The sequence below is a fragment of the Methylomarinum sp. Ch1-1 genome (genome assembly GCF_030717995.2).
Classification (GTDB): Bacteria; Pseudomonadota; Gammaproteobacteria; order Methylococcales; family Methylomonadaceae; genus Methylomarinum; species Methylomarinum roseum.
Genome location: NZ_CP157744.1, coordinates 14,160 through 36,490 on the forward strand (window position 1 = coordinate 14,160; position 22,331 = coordinate 36,490).

21 protein-coding genes and 1 pseudogene are annotated in these 22,331 nt (G+C 40.1%); 12 read left to right on the forward strand and 10 right to left on the reverse strand.

Annotated elements, in window-relative coordinates:
- The first annotated feature begins 14 nt into the window (after positions 1–14).
- The 3 genes from dnaE (at position 15) to Q9L42_RS20195 (ending at position 5,544) form a co-directional block, all read left to right on the forward strand.
- A complete protein-coding gene (dnaE, locus tag Q9L42_RS20185; RefSeq protein ID WP_349432779.1) occupies positions 15–3,500 on the forward strand; it encodes a DNA polymerase III subunit alpha in 3,486 nt (1,161 codons plus the stop codon).
- Between the two features lie 84 nt (positions 3,501–3,584).
- On the forward strand, positions 3,585–5,045 hold the full coding sequence (locus Q9L42_RS20190) for a hypothetical protein (protein ID WP_305910480.1): 1,461 nt from the start codon (positions 3,585–3,587) through the stop codon (positions 5,043–5,045).
- A gap of 118 nt (positions 5,046–5,163) precedes the next feature.
- Positions 5,164–5,544, forward strand: coding sequence for a hypothetical protein (locus Q9L42_RS20195; RefSeq protein ID WP_305910481.1), 381 nt, complete (start codon positions 5,164–5,166; stop codon positions 5,542–5,544).
- Between the two features lie 77 nt (positions 5,545–5,621).
- On the opposite strand, the gene Q9L42_RS20200 is transcribed toward Q9L42_RS20195, so the two are convergent.
- Together Q9L42_RS20200 and Q9L42_RS21580 are read right to left on the reverse strand one after the other, a co-directional pair.
- Positions 5,622–6,371: an IS5 family transposase gene (locus tag Q9L42_RS20200; RefSeq protein WP_305906342.1), complete on the reverse strand. Its 750-nt coding sequence runs from the start codon at positions 6,369–6,371 to the stop codon at positions 5,622–5,624.
- A 374-nt stretch (positions 6,372–6,745) separates the two neighbouring features.
- Complete coding sequence (locus Q9L42_RS21580) at positions 6,746–7,015, reverse strand: transposase (protein ID WP_305910594.1); 270 nt, start codon at positions 7,013–7,015, stop codon at positions 6,746–6,748.
- 224 nt (positions 7,016–7,239) lie between these two features.
- Here Q9L42_RS21580 and Q9L42_RS21585 point away from each other — a divergent pair, with 224 nt between their 5' ends.
- The 8 genes and pseudogenes from Q9L42_RS21585 (at position 7,240) to Q9L42_RS20230 (ending at position 12,210) form a co-directional block, all read left to right on the forward strand.
- Complete coding sequence (locus Q9L42_RS21585; RefSeq protein ID WP_432648911.1) at positions 7,240–7,443, forward strand: hypothetical protein; 204 nt, start codon at positions 7,240–7,242, stop codon at positions 7,441–7,443.
- A 71-nt stretch (positions 7,444–7,514) separates the two neighbouring features.
- Entirely contained in the window at positions 7,515–8,465 is a 951-nt protein-coding gene (locus tag Q9L42_RS20205; RefSeq protein ID WP_349432780.1) for a RepB family plasmid replication initiator protein, read from the forward strand.
- Positions 8,466–8,573: 108 nt separating this feature from the next.
- Entirely contained in the window at positions 8,574–8,822 is a 249-nt protein-coding gene (locus tag Q9L42_RS20210) for a hypothetical protein (RefSeq protein WP_305910483.1), read from the forward strand.
- Positions 8,823–8,907: 85 nt separating this feature from the next.
- On the forward strand, positions 8,908–10,383 hold the full coding sequence (locus tag Q9L42_RS20215) for a hypothetical protein (RefSeq protein ID WP_349432781.1): 1,476 nt from the start codon (positions 8,908–8,910) through the stop codon (positions 10,381–10,383).
- An 8-nt stretch (positions 10,384–10,391) separates the two neighbouring features.
- Positions 10,392–10,538 (forward strand): helix-turn-helix domain-containing protein, encoded by a 147-nt coding sequence (locus tag Q9L42_RS21590; RefSeq protein WP_432648908.1) that lies wholly within the window; start codon positions 10,392–10,394, stop codon positions 10,536–10,538.
- Between the two features lie 124 nt (positions 10,539–10,662).
- Positions 10,663–11,229, forward strand: coding sequence for a hypothetical protein (locus Q9L42_RS20220; protein ID WP_305910485.1), 567 nt, complete (start codon positions 10,663–10,665; stop codon positions 11,227–11,229).
- An 81-nt stretch (positions 11,230–11,310) separates the two neighbouring features.
- Positions 11,311–11,951, forward strand: a pseudogene (locus Q9L42_RS20225) (GSU2403 family nucleotidyltransferase fold protein).
- 55 nt (positions 11,952–12,006) lie between these two features.
- Positions 12,007–12,210 carry a zinc ribbon domain-containing protein gene (locus Q9L42_RS20230; RefSeq protein ID WP_349432782.1) on the forward strand — a complete coding sequence of 68 codons (204 nt, stop codon included), beginning with the start codon at positions 12,007–12,009 and terminating at the stop codon, positions 12,208–12,210.
- A 74-nt stretch (positions 12,211–12,284) separates the two neighbouring features.
- Here Q9L42_RS20230 and Q9L42_RS20235 read toward each other — a convergent pair whose 3' ends face one another.
- The 5 genes from Q9L42_RS20235 to Q9L42_RS20255 form a co-directional block, all read right to left on the reverse strand.
- Complete coding sequence (locus tag Q9L42_RS20235) at positions 12,285–12,548, reverse strand: hypothetical protein (protein ID WP_349432783.1); 264 nt, start codon at positions 12,546–12,548, stop codon at positions 12,285–12,287.
- 320 nt (positions 12,549–12,868) lie between these two features.
- Complete coding sequence (locus Q9L42_RS20240; RefSeq protein ID WP_305910487.1) at positions 12,869–13,765, reverse strand: hypothetical protein; 897 nt, start codon at positions 13,763–13,765, stop codon at positions 12,869–12,871.
- Positions 13,762–16,731, reverse strand: coding sequence for a hypothetical protein (locus Q9L42_RS20245; RefSeq protein WP_349432784.1), 2,970 nt, complete (start codon positions 16,729–16,731; stop codon positions 13,762–13,764). The genes Q9L42_RS20240 and Q9L42_RS20245 overlap by 4 nt, the downstream gene beginning before the upstream one ends.
- Positions 16,732–17,223: 492 nt before the next feature.
- Positions 17,224–17,742, reverse strand: a complete 519-nt coding sequence (locus Q9L42_RS20250; protein WP_349432785.1) for an IS630 family transposase — start codon at positions 17,740–17,742, stop codon at positions 17,224–17,226.
- Complete coding sequence (locus Q9L42_RS20255; protein ID WP_349432786.1) at positions 17,739–18,224, reverse strand: helix-turn-helix domain-containing protein; 486 nt, start codon at positions 18,222–18,224, stop codon at positions 17,739–17,741. The genes Q9L42_RS20250 and Q9L42_RS20255 overlap by 4 nt, the downstream gene beginning before the upstream one ends.
- 332 nt (positions 18,225–18,556) lie before the next feature.
- Between Q9L42_RS20255 and Q9L42_RS20260 the strand changes: the two genes are divergently transcribed.
- Complete coding sequence (locus Q9L42_RS20260; protein WP_305910491.1) at positions 18,557–19,360, forward strand: hypothetical protein; 804 nt, start codon at positions 18,557–18,559, stop codon at positions 19,358–19,360.
- Between the two features lie 45 nt (positions 19,361–19,405).
- Here Q9L42_RS20260 and Q9L42_RS20265 read toward each other — a convergent pair whose 3' ends face one another.
- The 3 genes from Q9L42_RS20265 to Q9L42_RS20275 form a co-directional block, all read right to left on the reverse strand.
- Positions 19,406–20,038, reverse strand: coding sequence for a hypothetical protein (locus Q9L42_RS20265; RefSeq protein ID WP_305910492.1), 633 nt, complete (start codon positions 20,036–20,038; stop codon positions 19,406–19,408).
- A 349-nt stretch (positions 20,039–20,387) separates the two neighbouring features.
- Positions 20,388–20,933 (reverse strand): hypothetical protein, encoded by a 546-nt coding sequence (locus Q9L42_RS20270; protein ID WP_305910493.1) that lies wholly within the window; start codon positions 20,931–20,933, stop codon positions 20,388–20,390.
- A gap of 968 nt (positions 20,934–21,901) precedes the next feature.
- On the reverse strand, positions 21,902–22,318 hold the full coding sequence (locus tag Q9L42_RS20275; RefSeq protein ID WP_349432787.1) for a nuclear transport factor 2 family protein: 417 nt from the start codon (positions 22,316–22,318) through the stop codon (positions 21,902–21,904).
- Positions 22,319–22,331: the final 13 nt, after the last annotated feature.

Consider the following 22,331-nt stretch of genomic DNA (forward strand, 5'->3'; position numbering starts at 1 on the left):
ATTTGGAGTGTTGCATGTCTAGTCAATTCGTTCATTTACGCCTACATACCGACTATTCGATGGTGGATGGTTTAATTAAAATTAAGCCGCTGATCAAAAGAGCGTCCGAAACGGGGATGCAAGCCATTGCGCTAACTGAGCACAACAACCTGTTCTCATTAGTTAAGTTTTACAGGTTGGCTATGAATGAAGGAATTAAGCCCGTTATAGGCTCGGACGTTTTTATCTTTGATGAAAATAATCGAGATGCTCCTTATCGAATTACACTGCTGGCGCAAAACAATGAGGGTTATATTAAGCTCTCAGAGTTATTATCTAAAGCCTATCAAGAAAACCAAATTAATGGATTACCCATGATTCGTAAAGAGTGGCTAGAAGGCCAAACGGATCATTTGATTGCTTTATCTGGCGCTATGGATGGAGAAATAGCAAGAGCGTTAGCAAAAAAAGATGAAGCATCGGTTGATCAATTAATTGCTAGATGGACTGATTTGTTTCCGGACCGATTTTATTTGGAGCTGCAACGCATTGGAAAACCAGGGGAAGAGCATTACATTGATCAAGCTTGCAAAGTGGCACAAAATTATAATTTGCCAGTTGTTGCAACGAATGATGTCAGATTCTTAAACAAAACAGATTTTGAGAACCACGAAGCCAGGGTTTGTATCAATCAAAAGGATGTGCTGTCAAATCCTTATCGAGAAAATAATTACACGTCACAACAATATCTTCGAACTGCAGATGAAATGGTGGAGTTGTTCGCCGATATCCCATCAGCAATTGAAAATACTGTTGAGATCGCTCGCCGATGCACCTTAGATGTCACATTAGGGAAAAACTTCTTACCTGACTTTCCGGTACCTAAAGGAGTCTCATTATCCGAACATTTTGAAAATGAAGCGCGAAAGGGCTTGGCTGATCGGTTGCGTCTGCATCCGCCGATAGGGCAGGGCACGATCGAGGAGAATACCCGTGTTTATGAAGAACGACTCCAGATGGAGCTTGATGTCATTAATCAAATGGGTTTCCCAGGTTATTTTATGATTGTGGCAGACTTCATTCTGTGGGCAAAAAATAATCATATCCCAGTGGGTCCCGGTAGGGGTTCAGGTGCTGGGTCATTGGTCGCTTATTCATTAAAAATTACTGATCTGGATCCGATTGAATTTGATTTGCTATTCGAGCGGTTTTTGAATCCAGAACGGGTCTCCATGCCTGATTTTGATGTTGATTTCTGTATGGAGAGGCGTGACGAGGTAATCGATTATGTGGCTCAGCACTATGGCCGGGAGAAAGTGTCTCAAATCATTACTTATGGATCGATGGCCGCTAAAGCTGTAATCCGTGACGTTGGCCGGGTTCAGGGATTGAATTACAGTTTTGTTGATCAAATAGCCAAATTGATCCCGTTTGAGGTAGGGATAACACTAGAACGAGCTCTCAAGGAAAGCGATGAATTAGGAAAGCGTTATCAGAACGAAAACGAAGTTAAAACTTTGATAGACATGGCGATGGCTTTGGAAGGTACCGTGCGAAATGCTGGGAAACATGCCGGAGGCGTGGTCATTGCGCCAACCAAATTGACCGATTTTGCCCCATTGTATTGCGATGATGAAGGCAACAATTTGGTTACTCAATACGACAAAGATGATATTGAGGCAGTTGGCCTAGTGAAGTTTGATTTTTTAGGCTTGCGGACACTAACGATAATCGATTGGGCCTTGCAAACGATTAACAATAAGCAGGAAAAAAAGAAGGAACAACCGGTTGATATTTCGGTTATTCCAAAAGATGATGAATCGGTTTTTCAGCTGTTACAGAATGCAGAAACGACCGCGGTCTTTCAGCTGGAATCGCGAGGCATGAAGGAGCTTATCAAAAAGCTAAAGCCGGATTGTTTTGATGATATTATCGCTTTGGTTGCATTATTCAGGCCTGGGCCGCTTGAAGCCGGCATGGTCGACGACTACATTCGGGTAAAGCATGGAGCAAAGGCAGAATACTCCCATCCATTGCTTGAGCCAATCCTAAAACCAACAAATGGCGTAATTTTATATCAAGAGCAGGTTATGGAAATTGCTCGAAAAATGGCAGGTTACACACTTGGTGGCGCCGATCTGCTACGTCGAGCAATGGGAAAGAAAAAGCCGGAGGAAATGGCTAAACAACGCACCGTGTTTACAGAAGGCGCTATCAAAAACGGGATCCCTGATGATATCGCAACACACACCTTTGACTTAATGGAAAAGTTTGCAGGTTACGGTTTCAACAAAAGTCACTCGGCAGCTTATGCATTGATCGCCTATCAAACAGCCTGGTTAAAAAAGCATTACCCGGCAGAATTTATGGCGGCGGTTTTATCGTCCGATATGGATAATACCGATAAGGTTGTATTTACATTGGAAGAATGCCATAGGATGCAATTAAAGGTAGTGCCGCCAAATATCAATTTATCGGAAATCATGTTCAGCGTAAACAATTATGGGGAAATTGTTTATGGGATTGGCGCCTTGAAAGGTGTGGGGGAGGCCGCAGTGGAAGAATTGCTGGCGCAACGCATGAGCGGTGGTGATTTCAAGGACTTATATGATTTGGTAAAGCGTGTTGATACCCGAAAAGTTAATAAACGCGTAATGGAAGCGCTTTGCAGAGCAGGTGCTCTAGATGTATTTGATTCCAATAGAGCGGCACATTTTGAGGAAATTCCCAACGCGCTTAAACTTGCTGAGCAACATAGGAAAATTGTCAATTCAGGACAAAACGATATGTTTGGTTTTTCTGTTAGGCCTGAGAATGAATTCGAAGAAAAGCCGGGCTATATTAACAATGTTAAACCATGGGAGCATAGAGTCCGTCTGAATCAAGAGAAAAGTGTTCTTGGCCTATATCTCACAGGGCATCCTATTGATCAATTCTTGGCTGAAATCGATCAAGCGAGAGATTTGCCGTTAGGCGAGTTGTTGGAAGAAGCTCAATCGTTAAAAAACGACAAGAAAAAGGTTGTGCTTGCTGGCCAGGTGATGGAGATCAGGACTAAACAAACACGAGGGGGGCAAACAATGGCGTTTGTAACGATCGACGACAAGACCGGGCGGGCTGAGATAACGTGTTTTGGTCACACCTATGATCATTATATGGATCAGTTAGTAGAGGGAAATGTATTGGTGTTCAATAGCGAGCTCAGTCTGGATGACTATTCTGGCCGGCCCCGTGCTATTGCCAATCAAATCTCTGACTTAGAGGAAGTTCGTCTCCAGATAACGAAATCATTAGTGGTACGCTGGCATACCAACAACAGAATGAATCAATTGATTACAGAGTTAAAGGACTTGCTGGAGCCTCATATAGGCGGCAACTGCCCAGTGGTTGTTGAATACCAAAATAATAAGGCCAAATGCAAGGTTCAACTTGGATCAAATTGGAATGTGCGACCAGATAATGAGCTGAAGAATAAGCTTCAATCAAAAGAGGATGAATTTGATGCCTTTTTAAATCAGTGAGGCCGCAAAGAGAACTTAGTTGTTTGAAAAATAAATAATAACTATATAGCATACCAAATAAATAAAATTTATCAGGTGATTAAAATGAGTAAATCGGTCATTTATTTTAAGCAAAGTAATGTAGCGCTCGCCAGTGATCATGTGTGGGAGCCAGATGTGATTGCAGATTGTTTCATTAAGGCCGCCGGCTCATCTTATAATAGAGGGATGAGTGGAAATTTCTTTTTGGAAAATGACGGTTGGTTATTTGTCAAATATGGTATGGACGACGGAGACCAAAACGAAATTGTCTATCGTTATGATGAATCTGAAGGGATGATAGGAATTGAAAACACCCTTAATGGGTCCAATACTGAATTAAGTCTTCAGGACTTCATTAATAATTTCTCAGTCGAACCACGTTTGATCGTACTTCCTGCGGAACCAGAAATAAATCAAAACGAAATTGGGGCTTATTACGAGATTGATGATCATGATGTGTTATTCGGAGTTAAAGGCGAAAGCAATGAGAGAGAGGTGGCACAACACTTTTTGAACGCCTTAGATTCGGAAAACGACAAAGGCTTTTTTAAGAGGTTTGTTGAAGCTAACATTGAAAACTCTGTATTCATTGCGTCAGGAAAGCATCAAAAAAATTCTAATGCCATTTCCTGTCGCTATGATTCGGACCTGGATTATATAAATTACATGGAGCCCGCAAAAGAAGGGCAAGATAAAGGAAAAACATTTTTGGGTCGCATAGGTGATTTTATAAACAAAAACCTGGCCATTAACACGACGCAATACAACGGAAAAATTGTATCAATGCGTAAAGCACTTCGACTCATCAAGGATGAAGCGAATGACGTGGAAAACGCATATATCAATCTTCCAATTGAAGACTCTGTTTTTAAGATGAGAGGGTTATGGAATCGTGTGAATGAGGTCCTTATCCATGCTGCTGAAAAACCAGACGCTCAATTCATTGAGGCGGTGAATGAGATACGAGAAAAAGTTCTCAGCCACTCGGTTGATTTCGCGCATGCTTATTTTGTGCCGATTAATGATCCGACCCCAATTACCCAGGAAGAGGTGGACAAGTGGAATCAGATTCACTATCCAACAATTAATGAAGCGCTTGAACAAATGTCTCTTGAAAAAGGTTTTGGCATAACGATTGAGGATAATGCAATTCGATTGATAGCCGATACAGAGCAAAATGAAAACCTTTATTTCACAAAAGAAAACATGGCCGGATTAGCCCATTATTTACGCCAATTTGGCAGCATTCCAAGGGTTTTTCTCTCCTCAATCAATTCTGATAAACAGCAAGTTGAGATCGAAATGAGAGGTCATAAGTTCTTGTTCGATTATGATGAAGAGGATGGAGAGATCAAATTAAGTCGTACTGAATATAACTGCGAAGCGCTAGCCATGGCCAATAAACACATTGGGCATGGAAAGTTCTATGAACCAGCGCTCAGGAACCATATTTCGACAATGTTAAAACGTGAAGCTAATTGTAATCCAGACCGGTTTTTCGAGTCGGAAATGTCGATGTCCTAATTAAAATATGAGTAACAAAGGAGTATTTCATGTATACTTTATGAGTACTCATTTAATTAACATAAGATACTCAATATTTATTCATAGAATACTTGATAAGTGATTGAAAGGTGGCTTCATGAAAGATCAAATAATAAACATTAAATTCTCAGAATTGGTAAATGTGCTGTTAGTATTAAACGATAAAACAAAGGGTCTTCCCGCAATAGTACAGCAAGGCATTATTGAGGAGACATTGGAGCAAGTAATCCAGAGATATCAGGCTCCTGATAATGGTAATCCAGGCGAGCAGTCGGAAACGGGGAAAAAATTCATAGAGCGCGTCGCAAGAATGAATTATGACGGAGAAGAGCGACCGGATCTTGATGAAGAAGGGGATGGGTTCATAATGGAAAATGATAATGCTGTTTCAACTCTAAGCCAATTGATTATCGAAGCTAGAGCGTTAATCGGTGAGTCTGATGAAGCTTTCGAAAATAATGCCGGACCATCTTTTTGATATATTATAATACTTGGAAAAAACACTTAACGCCTTAGTAGATTGATCCCTTCAATCCACTAGGGGCTGTTGCCGTTTCACATAGGTAACCATAAAAAAGCGCAAGCCAAGGCCACAGAAGCTTCAAAATTTCGTTTGAGCTTGTCATATCGTGTAGCAATAGCTCTGAAATGTTTCAGTCTTGCAAACACATTTTCAACGAGGTGACGATATTTGTAGAGACACCAATCCATATCATCATTCCCTACGTTTGAATTCTTTTTTCTTGGAATGACAGGAACAGTTCCTTTGTCTTGAATCTGAACACGTAGTGGTTCACTGTCATAGCCTTTGTCAGCAACGATATAGTCAGCTTTAGGCAGTTCAGCGACCAAGGTTGGCGCTTCTTTACAATCATGAACTTCGCCACCCGTCACTGTAAAGTGGATGGGAAGACCACAGGCATCAACAGCCATATGAATTTTGGTTGTATTACCCGCAACAGATTTACCAATCGCCGATTCTTGCCCATAGGCCGCACCGCTACTATGCTGATGAGCTTTCACAATACTTCCATCAATAAATTCCCATTCCAAGTCAGGCTCAACTATCAGTTCGTTAAAAATACCCATCAGTTTTTCTTTACGAGACCATTCATTGAAGCGTTTATAAACAGCATTCCAGTTACCAAAGGCACTGGGTAGATCTCGCCAGGGACAACCTACGCGCAAACGATAAAAAATCCCTTCGGTTGTTTGCCGAAGAAAGGGTTTGTCATATATCCCCATTTTCAACATAATCATCTTCAATTTTCCCCAGTGTTCATCCGTAAACATTTGTCGCGGCATAGTTTGCTTGTTTTTGGCTCAAAATAAACAAGTTATGAGGCGGAATTATTGAAATTCAAGGGTAAGTTACAAAACGGCAACAGCCCCTAATGTCATAGCTCTGAATCAGCCAGGTGGTTAGCAAGCGCGCCACTATTTTTGCAAAAGCTTGTTTTGGGCATACTAGCCCAATCAAGCGGCAAAAATTACGTGGCAACTATTGCCTTCGGCGGCCCCGATTCGTCCTGCGTCCGTGCCACTCCGCCACATCATCGTAAACTCGATGCGGGCTCCGTCGCACTTCCACAAGTGACTTGACGCCGTGTCGGGAAGCCTTTTATTTTGTCTCCACCTTCGCTATCGCTACGATTCCGACAAAACAACCGGCCCTACGACTATCGGGGACTAAAAATCTTCACTTCGCTCACGCTCCGTTTCCAAGATTTTCTGCGTTTGCGCAAAAAGTCCTGGCGACTATTGGCGATTTTTTCATGCAATCTCGCCACCTTGAGCCGTTGTCGGCGCCAATGGTTAGAGCCTTTTTGCATGCAGGCCAACTTACGCTGGGCTCGCTTGAGCTTGCGGTGATAGCGGTAGCTGTACCTCGGTGCGCCGGTGAAAAACCCGTCGCTGGTCACCGCCACATCCTTGATGCCGACATCGATCCCAGCGGTTAGAAAAAACTAGATGAGCGGAAGGCACGCAATGTCGACACTTATCACAACTATTTCGGCAAGATTGAATGAGGTAAAAATTATTGGAGCTATTACATTTCCGATACGGAACATTTACCTGACTTCTAATTCAATTGAATTGGCGCAAAGCGCGTATTTACCCTTGTTTACTGTGTTTACTCTTGTTTTCAAGGTTATTTTTCGAATAAAAAACAATAAGTTACAAGCTTAAATATTACGTTTCCGGTCCAAACTATTACGTTTCCGGTCCAAACTATTACGTTTCCGGTACAAACTATTACGTTTCCGGTACAAACTATTACGTTTCCGGTACAAACTATTACGTTTCCGGTACAAACTATTACGTTTCCGGTACAAACTATTACGTTTCCGGTACAGCTATTACAAATCCGATCTAAAAAAGAGATGTTGCTTAGCTGTTCTTGATGCATGTGGTATCATTATGTTAATAAATATAATTAATAACACCATGTCAGACTTAACTATTTACAAAGACAACAACGTCATTAACGCAAGTTATCGGCTTACGCTGAATGAGCAACGACTAATCTTAAGCTGCATTGGGAAAATTCAGTCCGATCAACCGATAGACGAGCAAATGCATTTCTCAATTTCCGTTGGTGAGTATGCCCAGCTGTTTAACATTACTCCAAAAAGAGCCTATTACGACTTAAGAGAAGTTGTAGAGAGGTTGTTTGATCGATTCATTGTGATCGATGCGAAATCGATTCCCGATTCGTTCAAGGAAAAAATCAAGATTTATGACGGAAAATTTAAAACACGCTGGATCAGCTATATTGCCTATAGCAACGATGAAAAAAAAGTTTCCATCGGATTTGCGCCCTTAATTGTTCCTTACCTGAGCCAGCTCAAGCGAGAATTTACGAAATACAGCTTAAAATACGTGGCGGGCATGACATCAACATATGCGATTCGGTTATATGAGATACTGGCCCAGCATCAATTTAGAAACAAAAAGGAAGTTGAGTTGACTCTCTGTGATCTCAGAGAAAAAATGCAGACCGATGGCAAACATAGTTTGTTTGGGAACTTAAACAATCGTGTTATTAAACCAGCAATAGAGCAAATTAATGAACACTCAAATTTTAATGCCTCATATACAACACTAAAAAGCGGGCGAAAAGTAGTTGGAATATTGATTCGATTTGAATTCAAAGAAAATAGAAAACCTTTAAGAGTTGACAATACAGAGGATTTTATAGGCCAAAAGCATAGCGACTCAGAGCAAGATAAAAGTTATTCGTTTAATCATGATCGGAAAATTGATAGAAAAAGCTCAAAAAAGCCTGTGTCAAATAATGACTATGGTTGGATGCAAGAATTACGAGATGATATCGCACTTGGCTATGTGGTTGAGCCCGATCATGCACAGCTAAAAAGTGATTTTGGTGTCGATTAAAAAATAAGATATCAGGTGCTAAATTGCAGCATCTCGCAACAAAAAAGTTGTCTTAGGCGGTCTAAAAATGTGGTAATGTTTGTAATATATGAATTTAAGGGAAAGAATATGGAGAGCAGATTAAGCCTGGTCGATATTGCTGAGTCGAGTGGTAGCGAAGGACTAGTTAAAGAGTTTCATCCTGAAAACAAAAAACAATACAAGGATATATGCTGGTCTTTAGCAATTGCTGGCATTGCATTTGATATTAATGGAAAAAGGATTGTTGCAAAATTTCTTGATGCGATCCATTTCTGTGGCTGGGCTAAAAGGAATTGTATTTTGCTCAAGGAGATGGCGCCGATAATCGAATCCTAGAGAAAAAAGCACTTACTTGTTTGAAATGGATTTTTCAAGTATATATGATACCCAATATTGTTTTTTATTTTTCTGAGTGTTGAATATGGGATATGCAATCGTTCATTTTGAGCAATCCGGCCTGACTTTTTTGAGTAATTATAATGGCGAACCCGAATTGATGGTCGACAAGTTTATTCAAGCTATTCAGTCTTCACAGAACAAGGGAATTGCTGGCAATTTTTTTCTGGAAAATGATTATATCGACTCAGTCAAGCTAATGGAGCCTGGCTTTTACGGGGAGGATTATCGTTATCGTTATAGCGAATTCACTCAGATGTTGAGTATAGAAAAGGTGAATAGACAATCGGTTGAACGATTAAGTTTACAGGGTTTTATCGATAAATATGCTCGAGACCGGATTATCGCCAAGCCCCCGGTGGAACCGATTATTAATCCGGATTCGATTGGCACCTATGTGACGTTTGGCCAGCGAAATCTTTTAATTGGATTTAACGGGTATCGCGATGAAGAAGTGATGGCTCGTTATTTTCTGGATGCAATAAGCGCTATGCCTGAATCGAATGAAAAAGATTTGATGGCCAGATTCGTGTGTGCGAACAGCGAAAAAGTTGTTTTATTGCCGCCGGATAAATATTCTCCGGATCCGGACGTGATGGTTTGTCATTACGACACCGATCTGAACTGCTTGCATTTCATAGATCCTGTGGAAGAAAGCCCCTCGGAAGGCCGTGAATATGTTGGGACATTGGGCTCATTTATTAGCCTCAATTCTGGTGTCAAAACGACTGTTTACAAAAATAAGACAGCGACCCAGGATCAAGCATTTGATCGTCTGAAACAAGACCTAAATAATGCGCTAAATGATCACCCAAAATTCGGTGTCGGAAACGCATCCTTCGCAATGGGTGAGTTGTGGCATCAAGTAAATCGAATGACGATTTATATGCGAGGCATTCCCAGCCCTGAATTAACAGCGTTAATGCAAGAGGCTCGTACATCGGTATTGTCGCATGCAGAAACTTTTGCCAAAGCCTATAAGTGGGATCAACAAAGCAATATTTCGCTGGAGGAGGCAACAAATAAATGGATCGCGACCTTTTATCATTCCGTTGATCGCACCCTGGAGGGCATGGCAAAAAACAAAGGACTGACCTTGCAAATTAAAGGTCAGTCAATTCATTTAATGAACGGGGATCAACTGGAAACAGAAACAGTTTTTTCAACAAAACAATTGGCTGATTTGGCGGATTATTTAAGTCAGTACGATGACCTACCATCGATACGAATCCGTAACACCGATATCGACTCGAGTGAATGCATCTTCGATTTGAATTACAGCTATAACAACCTGCGAATGGATTACCGAATTGACGGTGAGCATATCGAAATCCTAGACAATAAAAAAAATGAAGAGGTTTTGGAGTGCATACATCAACAATCGATGAACAAAGGGCTTTATAAAAAAGAAATTCTAATCCGGCATCTCAACGACATATTAAATCAAACAGCGTTGTACAGTCCGGAATTGTTTTATCAAGACAGCCCGGCAATGGGTTGAATCAGTAATTGGAGAAGAATCGCGCGTATAAATATCGATTTTACCCTGACGCTGAACAAGAAGTCTCCAGCGTACCGTTGCAACAATGTCTTCGACACCAGCAAAGGGCGTTTCGGTTTGGTCGAGAACTGCCGGTCCAGTGCAAATGCGTATAATCACTGGCGCATAACTGAACAGGGTAGGGCGGTCGCGCAATTACTAATATCACCCGAGCCTGCAGAAGAGGTTGACCACGATGACGAACCTGATGGCGAAACAAGTATGATGATGGAATAAACAATGAGCGCAACAGAGAATAATAAATCTGTACGATATTCACTGAATGCGAAGTCGACTTTTTCAATGCCGGCGTTGCTCAGTCCGGAGGCGGACTCGGTTAAGCGAAACATTGAGGCGGCAATCGGCCGTAATATCATTGAAGGGAGGTCGCCTCTACATTGGGACTCGCAAAATAATACCTATCGGCTGGATTTTTGGGCGGTTCTTGGTAAATATGAGGCGATTCACCAGTTTAAATTTCGCCCGGATGAGCGAAAGATCGATATTGAATTGAACGGCGGCCGCGGGCGGCGAATACAATTGGTGATTAATGTGCCGGGTGAGATCGTCGGAAGCCTGTTCAATTCTGATAAGAAAGGCGGTGAGTCAGCCATTCAATATGGAGGGATATATTTTTCCTTGGAACCCGGTGAGCGGATTGCCAATTTGTTCGAATTAACGGATATGCTTAGCAAGGCCATTGTTATGGCCAGCAAAGAATTAATTCCGTCTGACTATGTTGATTTGGAAAATCAGCTTGATGAGCCTAATGATGAGGATAACCAGTTCATGACGCCCTTGTGTTAATAAGGTTGACTTTTGTTGAAATGAATAATAACTGATTGAAAATAAAACTGTTATACTAATTTTAATTAAAATCTAATTTTTTTGTATAAATGCAATATTTTAAGGAATTTACGCCAGAGCAAGCTCGAATCTTTATCCGTCATTGGCACGCATTCCTTATTCGCCTACGAGGCCGCCGCAGGCGGTTGGTTTCACTCTGAGATTACTGCAACGAGCGATATCGATTTTCTTTGGGATGCCAGAAAAAAACTGGTGTTTGCCGGCAACCATGAAAGGATTACAGCTATCGGGCGGTCAATAAAGATGGATTTTTTGTTGATTTGGTCAAGGCGGCTCCTAATTTTTGGGTCGAAGAAACAGACAGAATGTCTGAGAATGATGAGATTCGAGCCTCTGAAATTCAATCACTGAAATGGTTGGTTTCGAGTCCTAAATTCTCGCAAGTGGTAATCGGGTATGATGGTTATCCGACTACATTGATTGCGCCGGATCCGCGGGCTTTCGCACTGCATAAATATTGGCTTAGCCAGCAATTGGATCGGGATCCGATCAAAAAAGAGCGGGATCGACTACAGGCTATTTCTGTGGCAAAGCTTGTTATTCAGAAATTGCCTCAATACCCCTTTCAACCGTCAGATTTAAAGGCTTTTCCGGCCGAGGTTATCCGGGATGTTAGTCAACCTATTGATGATGATTTGCCTGATGTTTTTTTTACTCCCTAAGCTATGTCACGTTTGATGTCAAAGAAGAAGATGGGTCTATCAAACTTTTTATCAATTGGTCGACCCGCGGCACACCAGCCAGCAATATCCGCGCTGTGGTCATGCCGCCCGGGAAAACCGTCGAACCCAAGCTGATTTCCAATGCGCCAGCTGCGGTTACTGGCATCATGCCGATGTCGTTGGCGCAAAAAACGTATTAACCCGAGGGCACAGGGGTGTTAGCCGGCTTAGCGCCGACAATACCCGTCGGGGGGGCTAGTCTGTGAAGTGAACACACGGGAATCCTCGTCCTTTTAGGGCGAGGAGGATGTCAAGCTCTTGATGAAACGAAGGCTAACTCTGACTGCTTTCCACGCAATTAACGCAACACTCTTTCAATCCATTGTATATTAATAGCTTGCTATCTTCTTCGTTGTTTCCGTCATTTAAAAAATGACAATATCCGCTTAAGTTCTCAGGTTGGACTTCTCGCTTTTCCAAAAAAGGGCAATGGACGATTATTGTTTTCCCCTCATTATGAGGATCGGGCTCAAATGAATAGCAAAGCGGTCCTTCCGGGATTTTATCGATCGAAGGTTGGTTGGTTTGATCTGTCATCTAATTTTTCTCGTATAAAATTGAAGCAAATTTTAATTGTGCCGCATGTTTTGCTCTAAAGATGCGATCGATCAAAACACACATTCATCTTAATATAAGAATGATACCATATTAAAACAATTTATAATTTTTGAAAAATTCAATCGAATTTGTAAACTAAACCATATATCTGGATCAAAAGGAGAGCATTGGAATAAACACTTAACGCCTGAGTAGATTGATCCCTTCAATCCACTCAGGCTCAGGCTCACACTCAAGTGTCTGCATGCTTCATTGCGACCAGGCAGAAACCGTTCGGTTAAGCTGCCTGTGGACTAACCTTATTCGGCAATGGCGCTAGTCCAGCATTTAGCCATTTTTTCACTGAGCAATGCTAGGTTGGTTGAAAGAGTGCCGTTGTTTTTAAACTTCTTGAGGTCTGCTCGGGTGAAATAGCCTATGAGCTCATCAGGTTCCGCATTGATTTCCCTCGGCAAGTGCCTGAGATTCCAATTTAGCTCATTATCCGTCGGTACAAATCCAAGAATACCGCATGCGCTTTGGCGGCTGATTTTTGCAGCATCAAGAAAAGTTGCTAGTTGCTCTTGGGCGTTAAATAGACAGACGGCATAATTGGCAAGATTGACCAGTACCTGAAAAGGTTCAGATCTGAAATCCCCGGGTAATTCATAAATCTCATGCTTTTTGGTACCAGGTCGCTCAAAGGAAACACTTAAGCACTTTTCTTCTAATTGAAAACAAGAGGCTCCGAGTTTTGATTCGGATTTTGTTAACGATACAATGCCGCCACTATAAATGCGATGAGCAACTAAACACTCCAACATAAACTGAAGGGTGTAGTCAAAATGTTTTGCTTTAGTGAAATTGTTAATCAACTGTTCTTTTGTTCGTCCGATTAATTTACCTGCCTCCTCGAGGGACAAACTGCTTCGTAGAAGCAAAGTCGTCAAATATGATTCACTTTGATTTTTTTGAGAAGCATCAGGGATGAGCCCAAAGGAGCTTTGTCCGCGACTAGCTAAGCTTTCCACGCAATATTGCAATGGATAGTAGTCTTTACTTTTGGATAAGTTGGTTTGCTCAGGCCATTGCTGTATGCTTAATGTTGTTTTTCCGAGTTTTTTTGCGATTTTATCAAAGTTCAGTCCGGTATTTTCAAGCAAGTCGCGAATATATTCCGAATTGCTGGTGCGATTATCAATATTGGGCTTCATCATGATTTCAAAGAGTACAGGTATTGCTTGTTGACGGTAATCTTATTTATGTCGACCAGCCTATTTAGAGCGTCGAAGCATTCTTGTCGATCGCCTTGGTTCTGAAGGACAAGGTAAACATCATTTACGTTTAATGCTTTGCTGGCCTTTTCCAGTAGAATCAATATGCTATCTTCAAGCGTGGCGGATGATTTAAGATCGTCTTCTATTAAGGCGAATAATGCCTCAGGTGAATTAGCGTCTTCTTCGCGAAGCGGCCGGCCTCGCTTTTTAGGTTTGGCTGCCGTTTTCTTTTTCTTGGCCGTCGCTTTTTCTGGCGGCGCCATATCACTGTCTTTGGTCGGCATCTCCGATGAGGCCTCTAATTGAGATGCTTTTTTACTCGTCTTTCCGGTAACTTTTTTTGCAGCCTTAAGAGGCTTAGCCGAATCTAAAGCCAATAGTGAATTAAGGCGATGTTTCTGTTGGGCACTCAAGCCAGTTAAAGCAAGCAAATGATTAAAAATCAGGTGATCCGGTAATAACTGAAATTGCTTAGCAGTTTTGGTTAAATCTTTCTGCAGCAACATTGTTATGCTGTTCCAATCGATATCCAAAAAAGTAAGGAATAAGGCGTTAAATTCTTTTTCAATGACTTTTATTGTAGCGGTTGATACGAGGTAACGAGCAGCAATCTTGTCCAGGCGCTCGGCGGAAGTCGTATTGCGCGCGGCATCATTTTCATAAAACCAATAATTATCGAAGATAGCGCGCTGATGGCCATGTAGGGTGTGACGAAATAGCTTAAATCCTTGTGTTAAGTAGTCCATCAATTTCTTCAACTGCTTAAATCGCATGGCGCTAAGCGAAATACGCTGAAATCGGCTTACAGGGAGCTGTTTGAGTTGCGTAAAATGGTCGGAAAATACTTGCGAATGAATCATCAGCATATGCTGTTCCAGGGTTAATTCTTCAAAGCCTGCTACGTCGAGAATCATATTTGATTTAGGCGTACTTAAATCTTCTGTAATCGGTCGACTAGAAAGAAAATCTCCTTGAATATGCCAATGGTTAATATTGGCGAGGTAAGTCATTAATGATTTGTAAAAGGACAAGTGCCGCGAAATGTTAAAGAATGAATCGAGCTCCCACTTAACGCCAGACACATGAAGCTGTTTATGGGTTGCAGAAAAAAGTTGTTGAATTTGCTCTTCAGCAAGAGAGATATCGATGTCAGCAAATAGTTTTTCACTGAGCATAAAACCGTTTTGCCCATAATTGAAAATGACCTGGCCTTCAGTGATTAATTTTTTAACGCCTTGCTTCGCTTCAGCAATAGATAAACCGGTTAAATCGGTTAATGACTTGTAGTTAATGGCCGTTTCTTGTTTTTGTAATGCCGTTAAAATGCATTGTTCGGTTATTCCTGTGTAAGCAAACATTTGTTTGCTAGAGCGACTAGGTGCCGCTCGCTTGAAAAAAGCGGCAAAGGCCGCTTCGTGTTGATATTGTAAAAAGGTTGCACCATCATCGCGCCGACAAAGAAGACCATATCGCAGGCCAAAGCAATTGAGAAGATAGCGAAACTGATAAAAATCGAGTTTCGACAATCTGTCTTTTAAAGCCTCCCAGCATTTATGTAATGAGATTTCTGTAATACTATTGTATTCGCAGTATTCCTGTATTTGCTCCATTAAAGGTATAACTTCCAAAGGACCAAACGGGCTGAACTTAATGTGTTTGTATTGTGAAAGCCCACTAGAATACACTGCTTGGCTGGATAGTATATCCTTGGGCACACTCTCTTTATTCAGCGGAGGAAGGTTTGGGTAGGTTCGATTATAATGTGAAACAAGCTCTTCCCACTCAAGGCCGCTTGGATAATTTTGCAATAGGTTAGCAATTGCAATAGGGGGGAGTGTGTTTGCCGAGACTATAGAAAAATCATTGATTATCAAATAATGGTCGCACAATTTTTTTGCAAGATGATTGGCAAAAATGGGTGTCAAATCGTAATTCAAAACCAAATAGGCGTTGAGTTGAGCAATATTGACAGGTAATTTATTCCAACATAGAAAAGGTGTTAACCAACCTGGGTGAGGGATAACATCGTGTTTATCGGCAAGTGTCCCAGGCATGTGCTGGCAGATTAACTCAATCAGATAAGGCAAGCGAGATTTAAGAATAAAAAGAGCTGCTGTCTGAGGGAGAGAGGAAATAAGGTTTGCAGAAAAATAAGGAGTAATATAATCGCTCCAGTCTATGGTTTCTTCGCTATCGTGTAACTCTACTAAACGCTGGTTCAATCGTTGAATTAGGGCGTTGACACTTTCAAGGTCAAAGCAATAGCGAAACGCATAACTATCTTTAGATGCGGTGGTCGTTGTCAGCCCCCAATACATATTAAACAAAAGTTTTTCATGAAGACTCAGGCTTTCAACAAATTGTTGTAAGCGAAAGAATAAATGCTGATCGAGATCCTTGATTTTAACGTGCCCGGTATTATTAAGAAGGGAGGCCTCCATTTCCTGTTGCTTCATGTAGATACGTTGGCGTTCGGACACAGAATGAGTGCCGGCGATCTGTTTCTTTAACTTCTCCATGTCTGGATTAGCAGAAATGAGCATTGGGCTAGTGGCGCGCGCCGTTTGCTCCGGGAGAACGTTCGAGGACATCTGCTGATCTAGGGAATTCTTATTAAATTCGTACCACTCGTTTAGGTATTTCGGCAGGTTCTGCTTCAATTCACGAAAAAGATTAACTGATTTTTTGCCGATTCCTGGCGATTTTTCAAAAAGAGCCTCATCAAGATTAATCAGATTATTGACAATTGGTTCGCGCGGGTAGACACCGGTTTCATAGTTGATATTACGAATTTTTCGCACCACCATCCGAAATTTTTTAGGGATCGGCAATTGATCCAATGGCAGCGCAAGATATTTTTGAATATCAAGTGATGATTTTTTGTCCAGAGATAACTTGTTGCTCATCGCAATTTAAAGAAAAATAAAAAAAATATACATTTTAGAAAAAGCCTGGTCAATGGAAATTTGGAAAAAATCTAAATTATTAAGCAGTTATCTTGCAATAGCGTGGTTGGTTAAAAATTACAAAAACGGTAAGTCTTAAAGAAAATATGTGGTAATATATATTTAATATGAATACAGAAAAAGAAAATCGCATCGGGTTCTAGTTTTACAAGTTGTGTACTGGGAGCTTAATTTCTATTATTAAATAATAGAGCCTGATTGGGCCTCAATGGGAAAACCGGCGCCTCGCTCAGCCGTATGAAAAGAGCAGGCAATCCTGCCATCCCCCATTACAAGTGAGACATAATGACAAAAAGACCGGTTGTGCTTATTGGTTATAACGTCGGAAATACAAATCGATTGATGTAAAGGTATGCTAATTTATCGAATTGGTTATTCTCATCAATTTTTTATCTTAAGGTTCTGCAATGAAGTGAAAATAGATGTAAGTGCCTAGAAAAAAGTAAGATTGTATTCATTGCCAAATCCATTTCTGATTTTACCAATCTCCTCTTCAAGCTCATTTGGCTCCATTTGTTTAAACGGCAACCATTCATATTTCATTTTACGCCATAGCATTTCAATCCGATTCAATTCGGGTGAGTACGGCGGCAAAAAATAAAACTGCATACCTTTTTCTTTCAACAATTGCCAATAAGGTTCTAGTTTTTTACTCGTGTGAATAGAGGCATTGTCTAAAATCACTACGAGCGGTTTTCGAATGCCTTCTATCAGCGCCATCAAAAATGCGAAGAAAAACAATCCGTTTACGCTTCGCCATAGTTTAGCTAACACCAATTTTCCCGATGACAACATAGCACCTATAAGATTTAAGCGTTGCCCCCGTTTTGCGGTGACACAATGCGTTTCCCCTTGTGCTGTCCAGGCTGAACGGTTAGGCGGTTGCGCGGCAAACCCGGCTTCATCCACATAGGCTAGCTCAACCTCTCCCTGTCGAGCCCGTTCGATCAATTGCTCAATGTCCTGTCGGGCTTGTTCGAACCTTTCGGGATCGCGTTTTTTTTTAAACTATACCGTGTGCGTTTCCAAATGAAACCCATTCGTTTCAATTCGTTATGCAAGGTTTTATCACAGATATCCGCTGCGCCGCGTTCTTCCAGTCGGCTCAACAGGGCGCGTGACGTTAAGGCCTCTTGTTCAACCCAGGTTTTTAACAACTGCCGCTCTTCATCCGTTAGTTTATTCGGTGCACCGCTACGTGGTTGGTCCGGTAAACTGCAAAAGCCCTTCTTTTTCCAAAGCCGACGGCGTCTACGGATCGTTTCTTCATGATAGCCCTGTTGTTTGGCAACCTCTGAAACCGTCAGACCTTGACTGAGTAATTTAATGGTCATTGCCCGATCTCGTTCCCGCCAATCATGACCTTTTTTAATAATGTCATCCAACGTTTCACGTTCTGTCTCTGTCAGTTCTATGATCACGCGTATCGGCATATCGTTTAAGTTCTCCGTGACAAAAAGCCATATTCTAACGCAACTAAACTTCTTTCGGAACACTTAAGTATAATAAGCAATTCTGAAATAATTAATTGCTAATTTCTGCTTCAAGGAATAAGTGATTGGTAATAAGTAGGGTTGTATAAGCCATCATCCATGATAACTGGTTTCCGGCAGTCCATGCCGGAATGACGGAGAACCTAAGACCGTCTGACTTTTTTCTAGGCACTTAACAAAGAGTTATAGTATTGGTGTTTTTAGGAAAACTCTAAATGTAGAGTCGTGTGTGAAGAAATTTTGCATCATATTTACTGAAAAAAATAATTACCATGATAAATAAACCTAAACTTTTTATTTTATGCATAATAGTGGTTTTATCCCAAGGATGTGCTACACATGAGCATATTAAGGTTAAGTATACAGCTGAAAAATTAACTAATAACGATTTAGTTAGAAAAAGTTATAAATTTGGAGCTGAACAAGAAGCTTCAGTTGGAGATACTGTTATTTATATAGAAAATATATATAACTACGATATAAAGAATTTAGTTAAGGTTAATACATATGTGGCAAATGGTGATTTATCATTGTTTTTCCCTAACGGAAAGATTAACTTTTTTAACGATACTCCATATTATTCAATTTATAAATATAAAAATATCAACTTAATACAGTCAAAAATTATTCCAAGAAATATTAGAGAAGAATGGGTGGTTTATCTGCCTGTTAATTCTGCTCAAAAAATAGTTGGTGACAACCTGTTTTACTCAAGACGCTATCGTTATCACTCAAATTTTTATAATAAAATTGTAGAATTAGAGGATCATCCTAATTTCGAGTTTGATGTTTCCAGAGGGGGCCGTGTATTTAATTTTGTTGGAAAGACAATACGAACGATTGATAATTCAGACGTTGATATATTTAGACAAGAATTAACTTATATAGGAAAGTCAAATAACACTATAAAATTTCTCTATCGAGAGTATTATAAAAATAAAATAAGGGAAGCATTTACTCACGAAGTTTCATATGATCTCGATGAGGATAATATTATAAGATATAAAACTATACGAATTGAGGTGTTAGATTCAACAAATGAAACTATAAAATATAAGGTTATTAGTGACAAATAATAAATCTAGTGTAAATATATTAGTTTTTTTGCGAAGCAATCGTATCTAACGTTCCATAGGCTTCGGACAAGATATTGATATTTTTTGGTTTAAGAACAAATCTTTTAACGCATTGTTAATATATACCTTCTTTGTCTCATCTAAAAATATAACTACTACACTTACAAGAGCAGCACACACAATGGTGGGATTATACCAAGTATTAGCCCAATGATTATATCTATTTGTATCTCCACGATAATAAGGTCCTGTCCCCTTTAAATAAGCCGTTGTTTTTCCATTTATTTCTGATGAAACAATATCTTGAACAGCATTGTAGGGTATTACTTCAAATAAAACATATTTTAGAGGCAAATCACTTGTAGATAGAAAGTCAATATCTACATCAACCCCGTTAACGATATTAGGTTGAGATGTTTTTATTTTTGTAATAATAAGCGGTAATTTTAGTTTATCTGCTTTTTCAATCTGCTTTGAATATTTATTTATATTCTTCTTTCTGTTTTCTTTTATTAATGTCTTGTAGTCAGTTTTCTTTATTATTGTCTCATAGTTGGAGTTTTTCTTTTCCATAGAATAAGTAACGCTTCCATCTGGTGCTACATATTTGTAAACCCCAGCAAATGAATAAGAAAAATATATGCCAGAAATGGTTATCAATAATAATATTATTTTCATCTTAAAATTTATATTCATCATTTATTAAATAATAACAGTTAAATAAATTATGTCTTTTATACTTACCTTAACTTCCAAAATATTGATAGATAAAAACTAACTGCGTCCTACGGATACGCTTATTAATTAAGTTGTCGGAAGTACCTTACGCCTTAAGTTTTATAGTCAGCACTAGGCCGATTTGTGATCTGTTATGAGGCGTCGCTGGGCCGCATTGCCACAAATTTGCTTTCCCGTTACCCAACATGCCATCGACGGCTTTTGATGGCCTAGATGGTCTCTAGAAGGATTTTCGTTCTGTCCACGCGTGGACAAAAAACGCCAAATTTTCAGTAATATCACATAAATATTACCCTTTCGATTTTCCCTTTGTGTGTTTATGGACGGTTGATCTTTTCGCGTTCATAATGTCAGCAATCTCTCTTATCGTCAATCCATCATCTCTTAGTTCTTGAGCTTTATCCTTATCGAATGGTTTATTAACAAATAATTTTTTAAGGGCTAACCTTTCTTGTAATTGAGCTATTTGTCTATTTTTAATGACTAAATTGTTGTGATTTGATACTTGCTTAGCTAGTTGTCTCAGAGCACCTGTTATTGAGTTATTGTTAAGTATATCTCTTTTGCTATAGCTTTTATTTTTCTTCAGCTCTAATATTACTTCGTGTTCTTCATATTCGTTAAGAACACTCTCAAATAACTTAGTCGCTCTTTGTTTTGCTATATCTTTACGCCATTGGTCTGATTTCCCATGTTTTTCAGCGTATCGTTTAATAATTTTAGTTCCACTATCGCCAGTTTTCAAAACGATTTCTATCATAGAATTTAATTCATCCAAGGTTACCCTGGCTCTTTGTTTGTCTTCTTGATTATATTTTTGCTTTATTAATGTCAAATCTTGAATTAGTTGTTTAAGTGCCTAGAAAAAAGTCAGACGGTCTTAGGTTCTCCGTCATTCCGGCATGGACTGCCGGAAACCAGTTATCATGGATGATGGCTTATACAACCCTACTTATTACCAATCACTTATCTATTTCCTTTTTTTTATCTCTTGCATTTTTATGTAGCTTTCCAGCTTCATGTTTGAACTTGTAACGATCTTCATTTATATTATTTGTTGCCATATCTATTAACCATATTTAGAGCATAAAAAAGCCCATAGTTGTTACACTATAGGCTTTATATTTAGTTGTAATATTACTTACTCAATATTTAACTTAGTTTCATTGTTTTCTCATTAGGTCTAAAAGTATCCATTCATTTAAGGCTAGTTACTGTAGTAAGCGGCTAGTTGAGGCAAAAAAATGTACTTCTTTTCATATGTCACGATCTTGTCACAACTACAAGAAGGTAGTAGACTGATCTATAGTTATAAACCAGCTTTAAATCAGGCTTTTTTCTTGGTTTTAAGGGTAAGTAGTTGGCTTCAGGTGCTAGTGGGGGCAACCCCGTGGAGGTTCAAGTCCTCTCCTCGGCACCATTAAATCAAATCGTATCTTGGGTTCTATAGGCAGCTCATTTATAGCTTGAATGACCACCCCTTAGCCTCCTAACACCTCTAATCTTCCGAATAAAGCACCCGGGGCATTTCTCTCGACATTGATTGTTCTATAACGCAATAAATTTCCGCCCTTGACACTGTGTTTCAGTATTGACCGGAATAATGGGCTGCGCATAAAAACTTCGAATATAGCCCGAAGATCTGCATCCGTCCTTTCCATAACAATCTATTAAACACTGATATTGACGCCCCGATCAGTACTGAGATCTTCTGAGTTCAATCTAAATTCGCTTTAGCGAACTGAATAAAGCCGCAGATGGAAGGCTCATAAAGACGGCTCGCCGACTCAATCGAATCGGCACTTATTTTATTTCACGATCCGCTTCGTTAATGAGCTTGTCGTTAATGCTGGCAATCCGGCGCTGCATAAGGCCATTATCGGCGAATTCCCACAACTCGTTACCGTAAGATCTAAACCATTGCCCTGAATCGTCGTGCCATTCATAACGAAAAGTCACTGCAATACGGTTTCCGGCAAAACACCACAATTCTTTTTTTAAGCGATAATCAAGTTCCCTGTCCCATTTTCGAGTCAAGAATTCGATAATTTTTTCTCGACCTAAAAAGATTTCGGCCCGATTACGCCATTGACTGTCAACGGTATAAGCGCTAGCTACTTTTACCGGATCCTTAGTGTTCCAGGCATTTTCCGCCAACTGCACTTTTTCTCTGGCCGTTTCCTGCGTAAACGGCGGTAAAGGGGGTCTTGTTTCCGTCATAATAGCCTCTCTC

What these genes read in the sequence shown, in the direction of transcription:
- dnaE (WP_349432779.1), top strand. Translation starts at nt 15, where the DNA reads ATGTCTAGTCAATTCGTTCATTTACGCCTACATACCGACTATTCGATG.
- Q9L42_RS20190 (WP_305910480.1), top strand. Translation starts at nt 3,585, where the DNA reads ATGAGTAAATCGGTCATTTATTTTAAGCAAAGTAATGTAGCGCTCGCC.
- Q9L42_RS20195 (WP_305910481.1), top strand. Translation starts at nt 5,164, where the DNA reads ATGAAAGATCAAATAATAAACATTAAATTCTCAGAATTGGTAAATGTG.
- Q9L42_RS20200 (WP_305906342.1), bottom strand. Translation starts at nt 6,371, where the DNA reads ATGCCGCGACAAATGTTTACGGATGAACACTGGGGAAAATTGAAGATG.
- Q9L42_RS20205 (WP_349432780.1), top strand. Translation starts at nt 7,515, where the DNA reads ATGTCAGACTTAACTATTTACAAAGACAACAACGTCATTAACGCAAGT.
- Q9L42_RS20210 (WP_305910483.1), top strand. Translation starts at nt 8,574, where the DNA reads ATGGAGAGCAGATTAAGCCTGGTCGATATTGCTGAGTCGAGTGGTAGC.
- Q9L42_RS20215 (WP_349432781.1), top strand. Translation starts at nt 8,908, where the DNA reads ATGGGATATGCAATCGTTCATTTTGAGCAATCCGGCCTGACTTTTTTG.
- Q9L42_RS20220 (WP_305910485.1), top strand. Translation starts at nt 10,663, where the DNA reads ATGAGCGCAACAGAGAATAATAAATCTGTACGATATTCACTGAATGCG.
- Q9L42_RS20235 (WP_349432783.1), bottom strand. Translation starts at nt 12,548, where the DNA reads ATGACAGATCAAACCAACCAACCTTCGATCGATAAAATCCCGGAAGGA.
- Q9L42_RS20240 (WP_305910487.1), bottom strand. Translation starts at nt 13,765, where the DNA reads ATGATGAAGCCCAATATTGATAATCGCACCAGCAATTCGGAATATATT.
- Q9L42_RS20245 (WP_349432784.1), bottom strand. Translation starts at nt 16,731, where the DNA reads ATGAGCAACAAGTTATCTCTGGACAAAAAATCATCACTTGATATTCAA.
- Q9L42_RS20255 (WP_349432786.1), bottom strand. Translation starts at nt 18,224, where the DNA reads ATGCCGATACGCGTGATCATAGAACTGACAGAGACAGAACGTGAAACG.
- Q9L42_RS20260 (WP_305910491.1), top strand. Translation starts at nt 18,557, where the DNA reads ATGATAAATAAACCTAAACTTTTTATTTTATGCATAATAGTGGTTTTA.
- Q9L42_RS20265 (WP_305910492.1), bottom strand. Translation starts at nt 20,038, where the DNA reads ATGAAAATAATATTATTATTGATAACCATTTCTGGCATATATTTTTCT.
- Q9L42_RS20275 (WP_349432787.1), bottom strand. Translation starts at nt 22,318, where the DNA reads ATGACGGAAACAAGACCCCCTTTACCGCCGTTTACGCAGGAAACGGCC.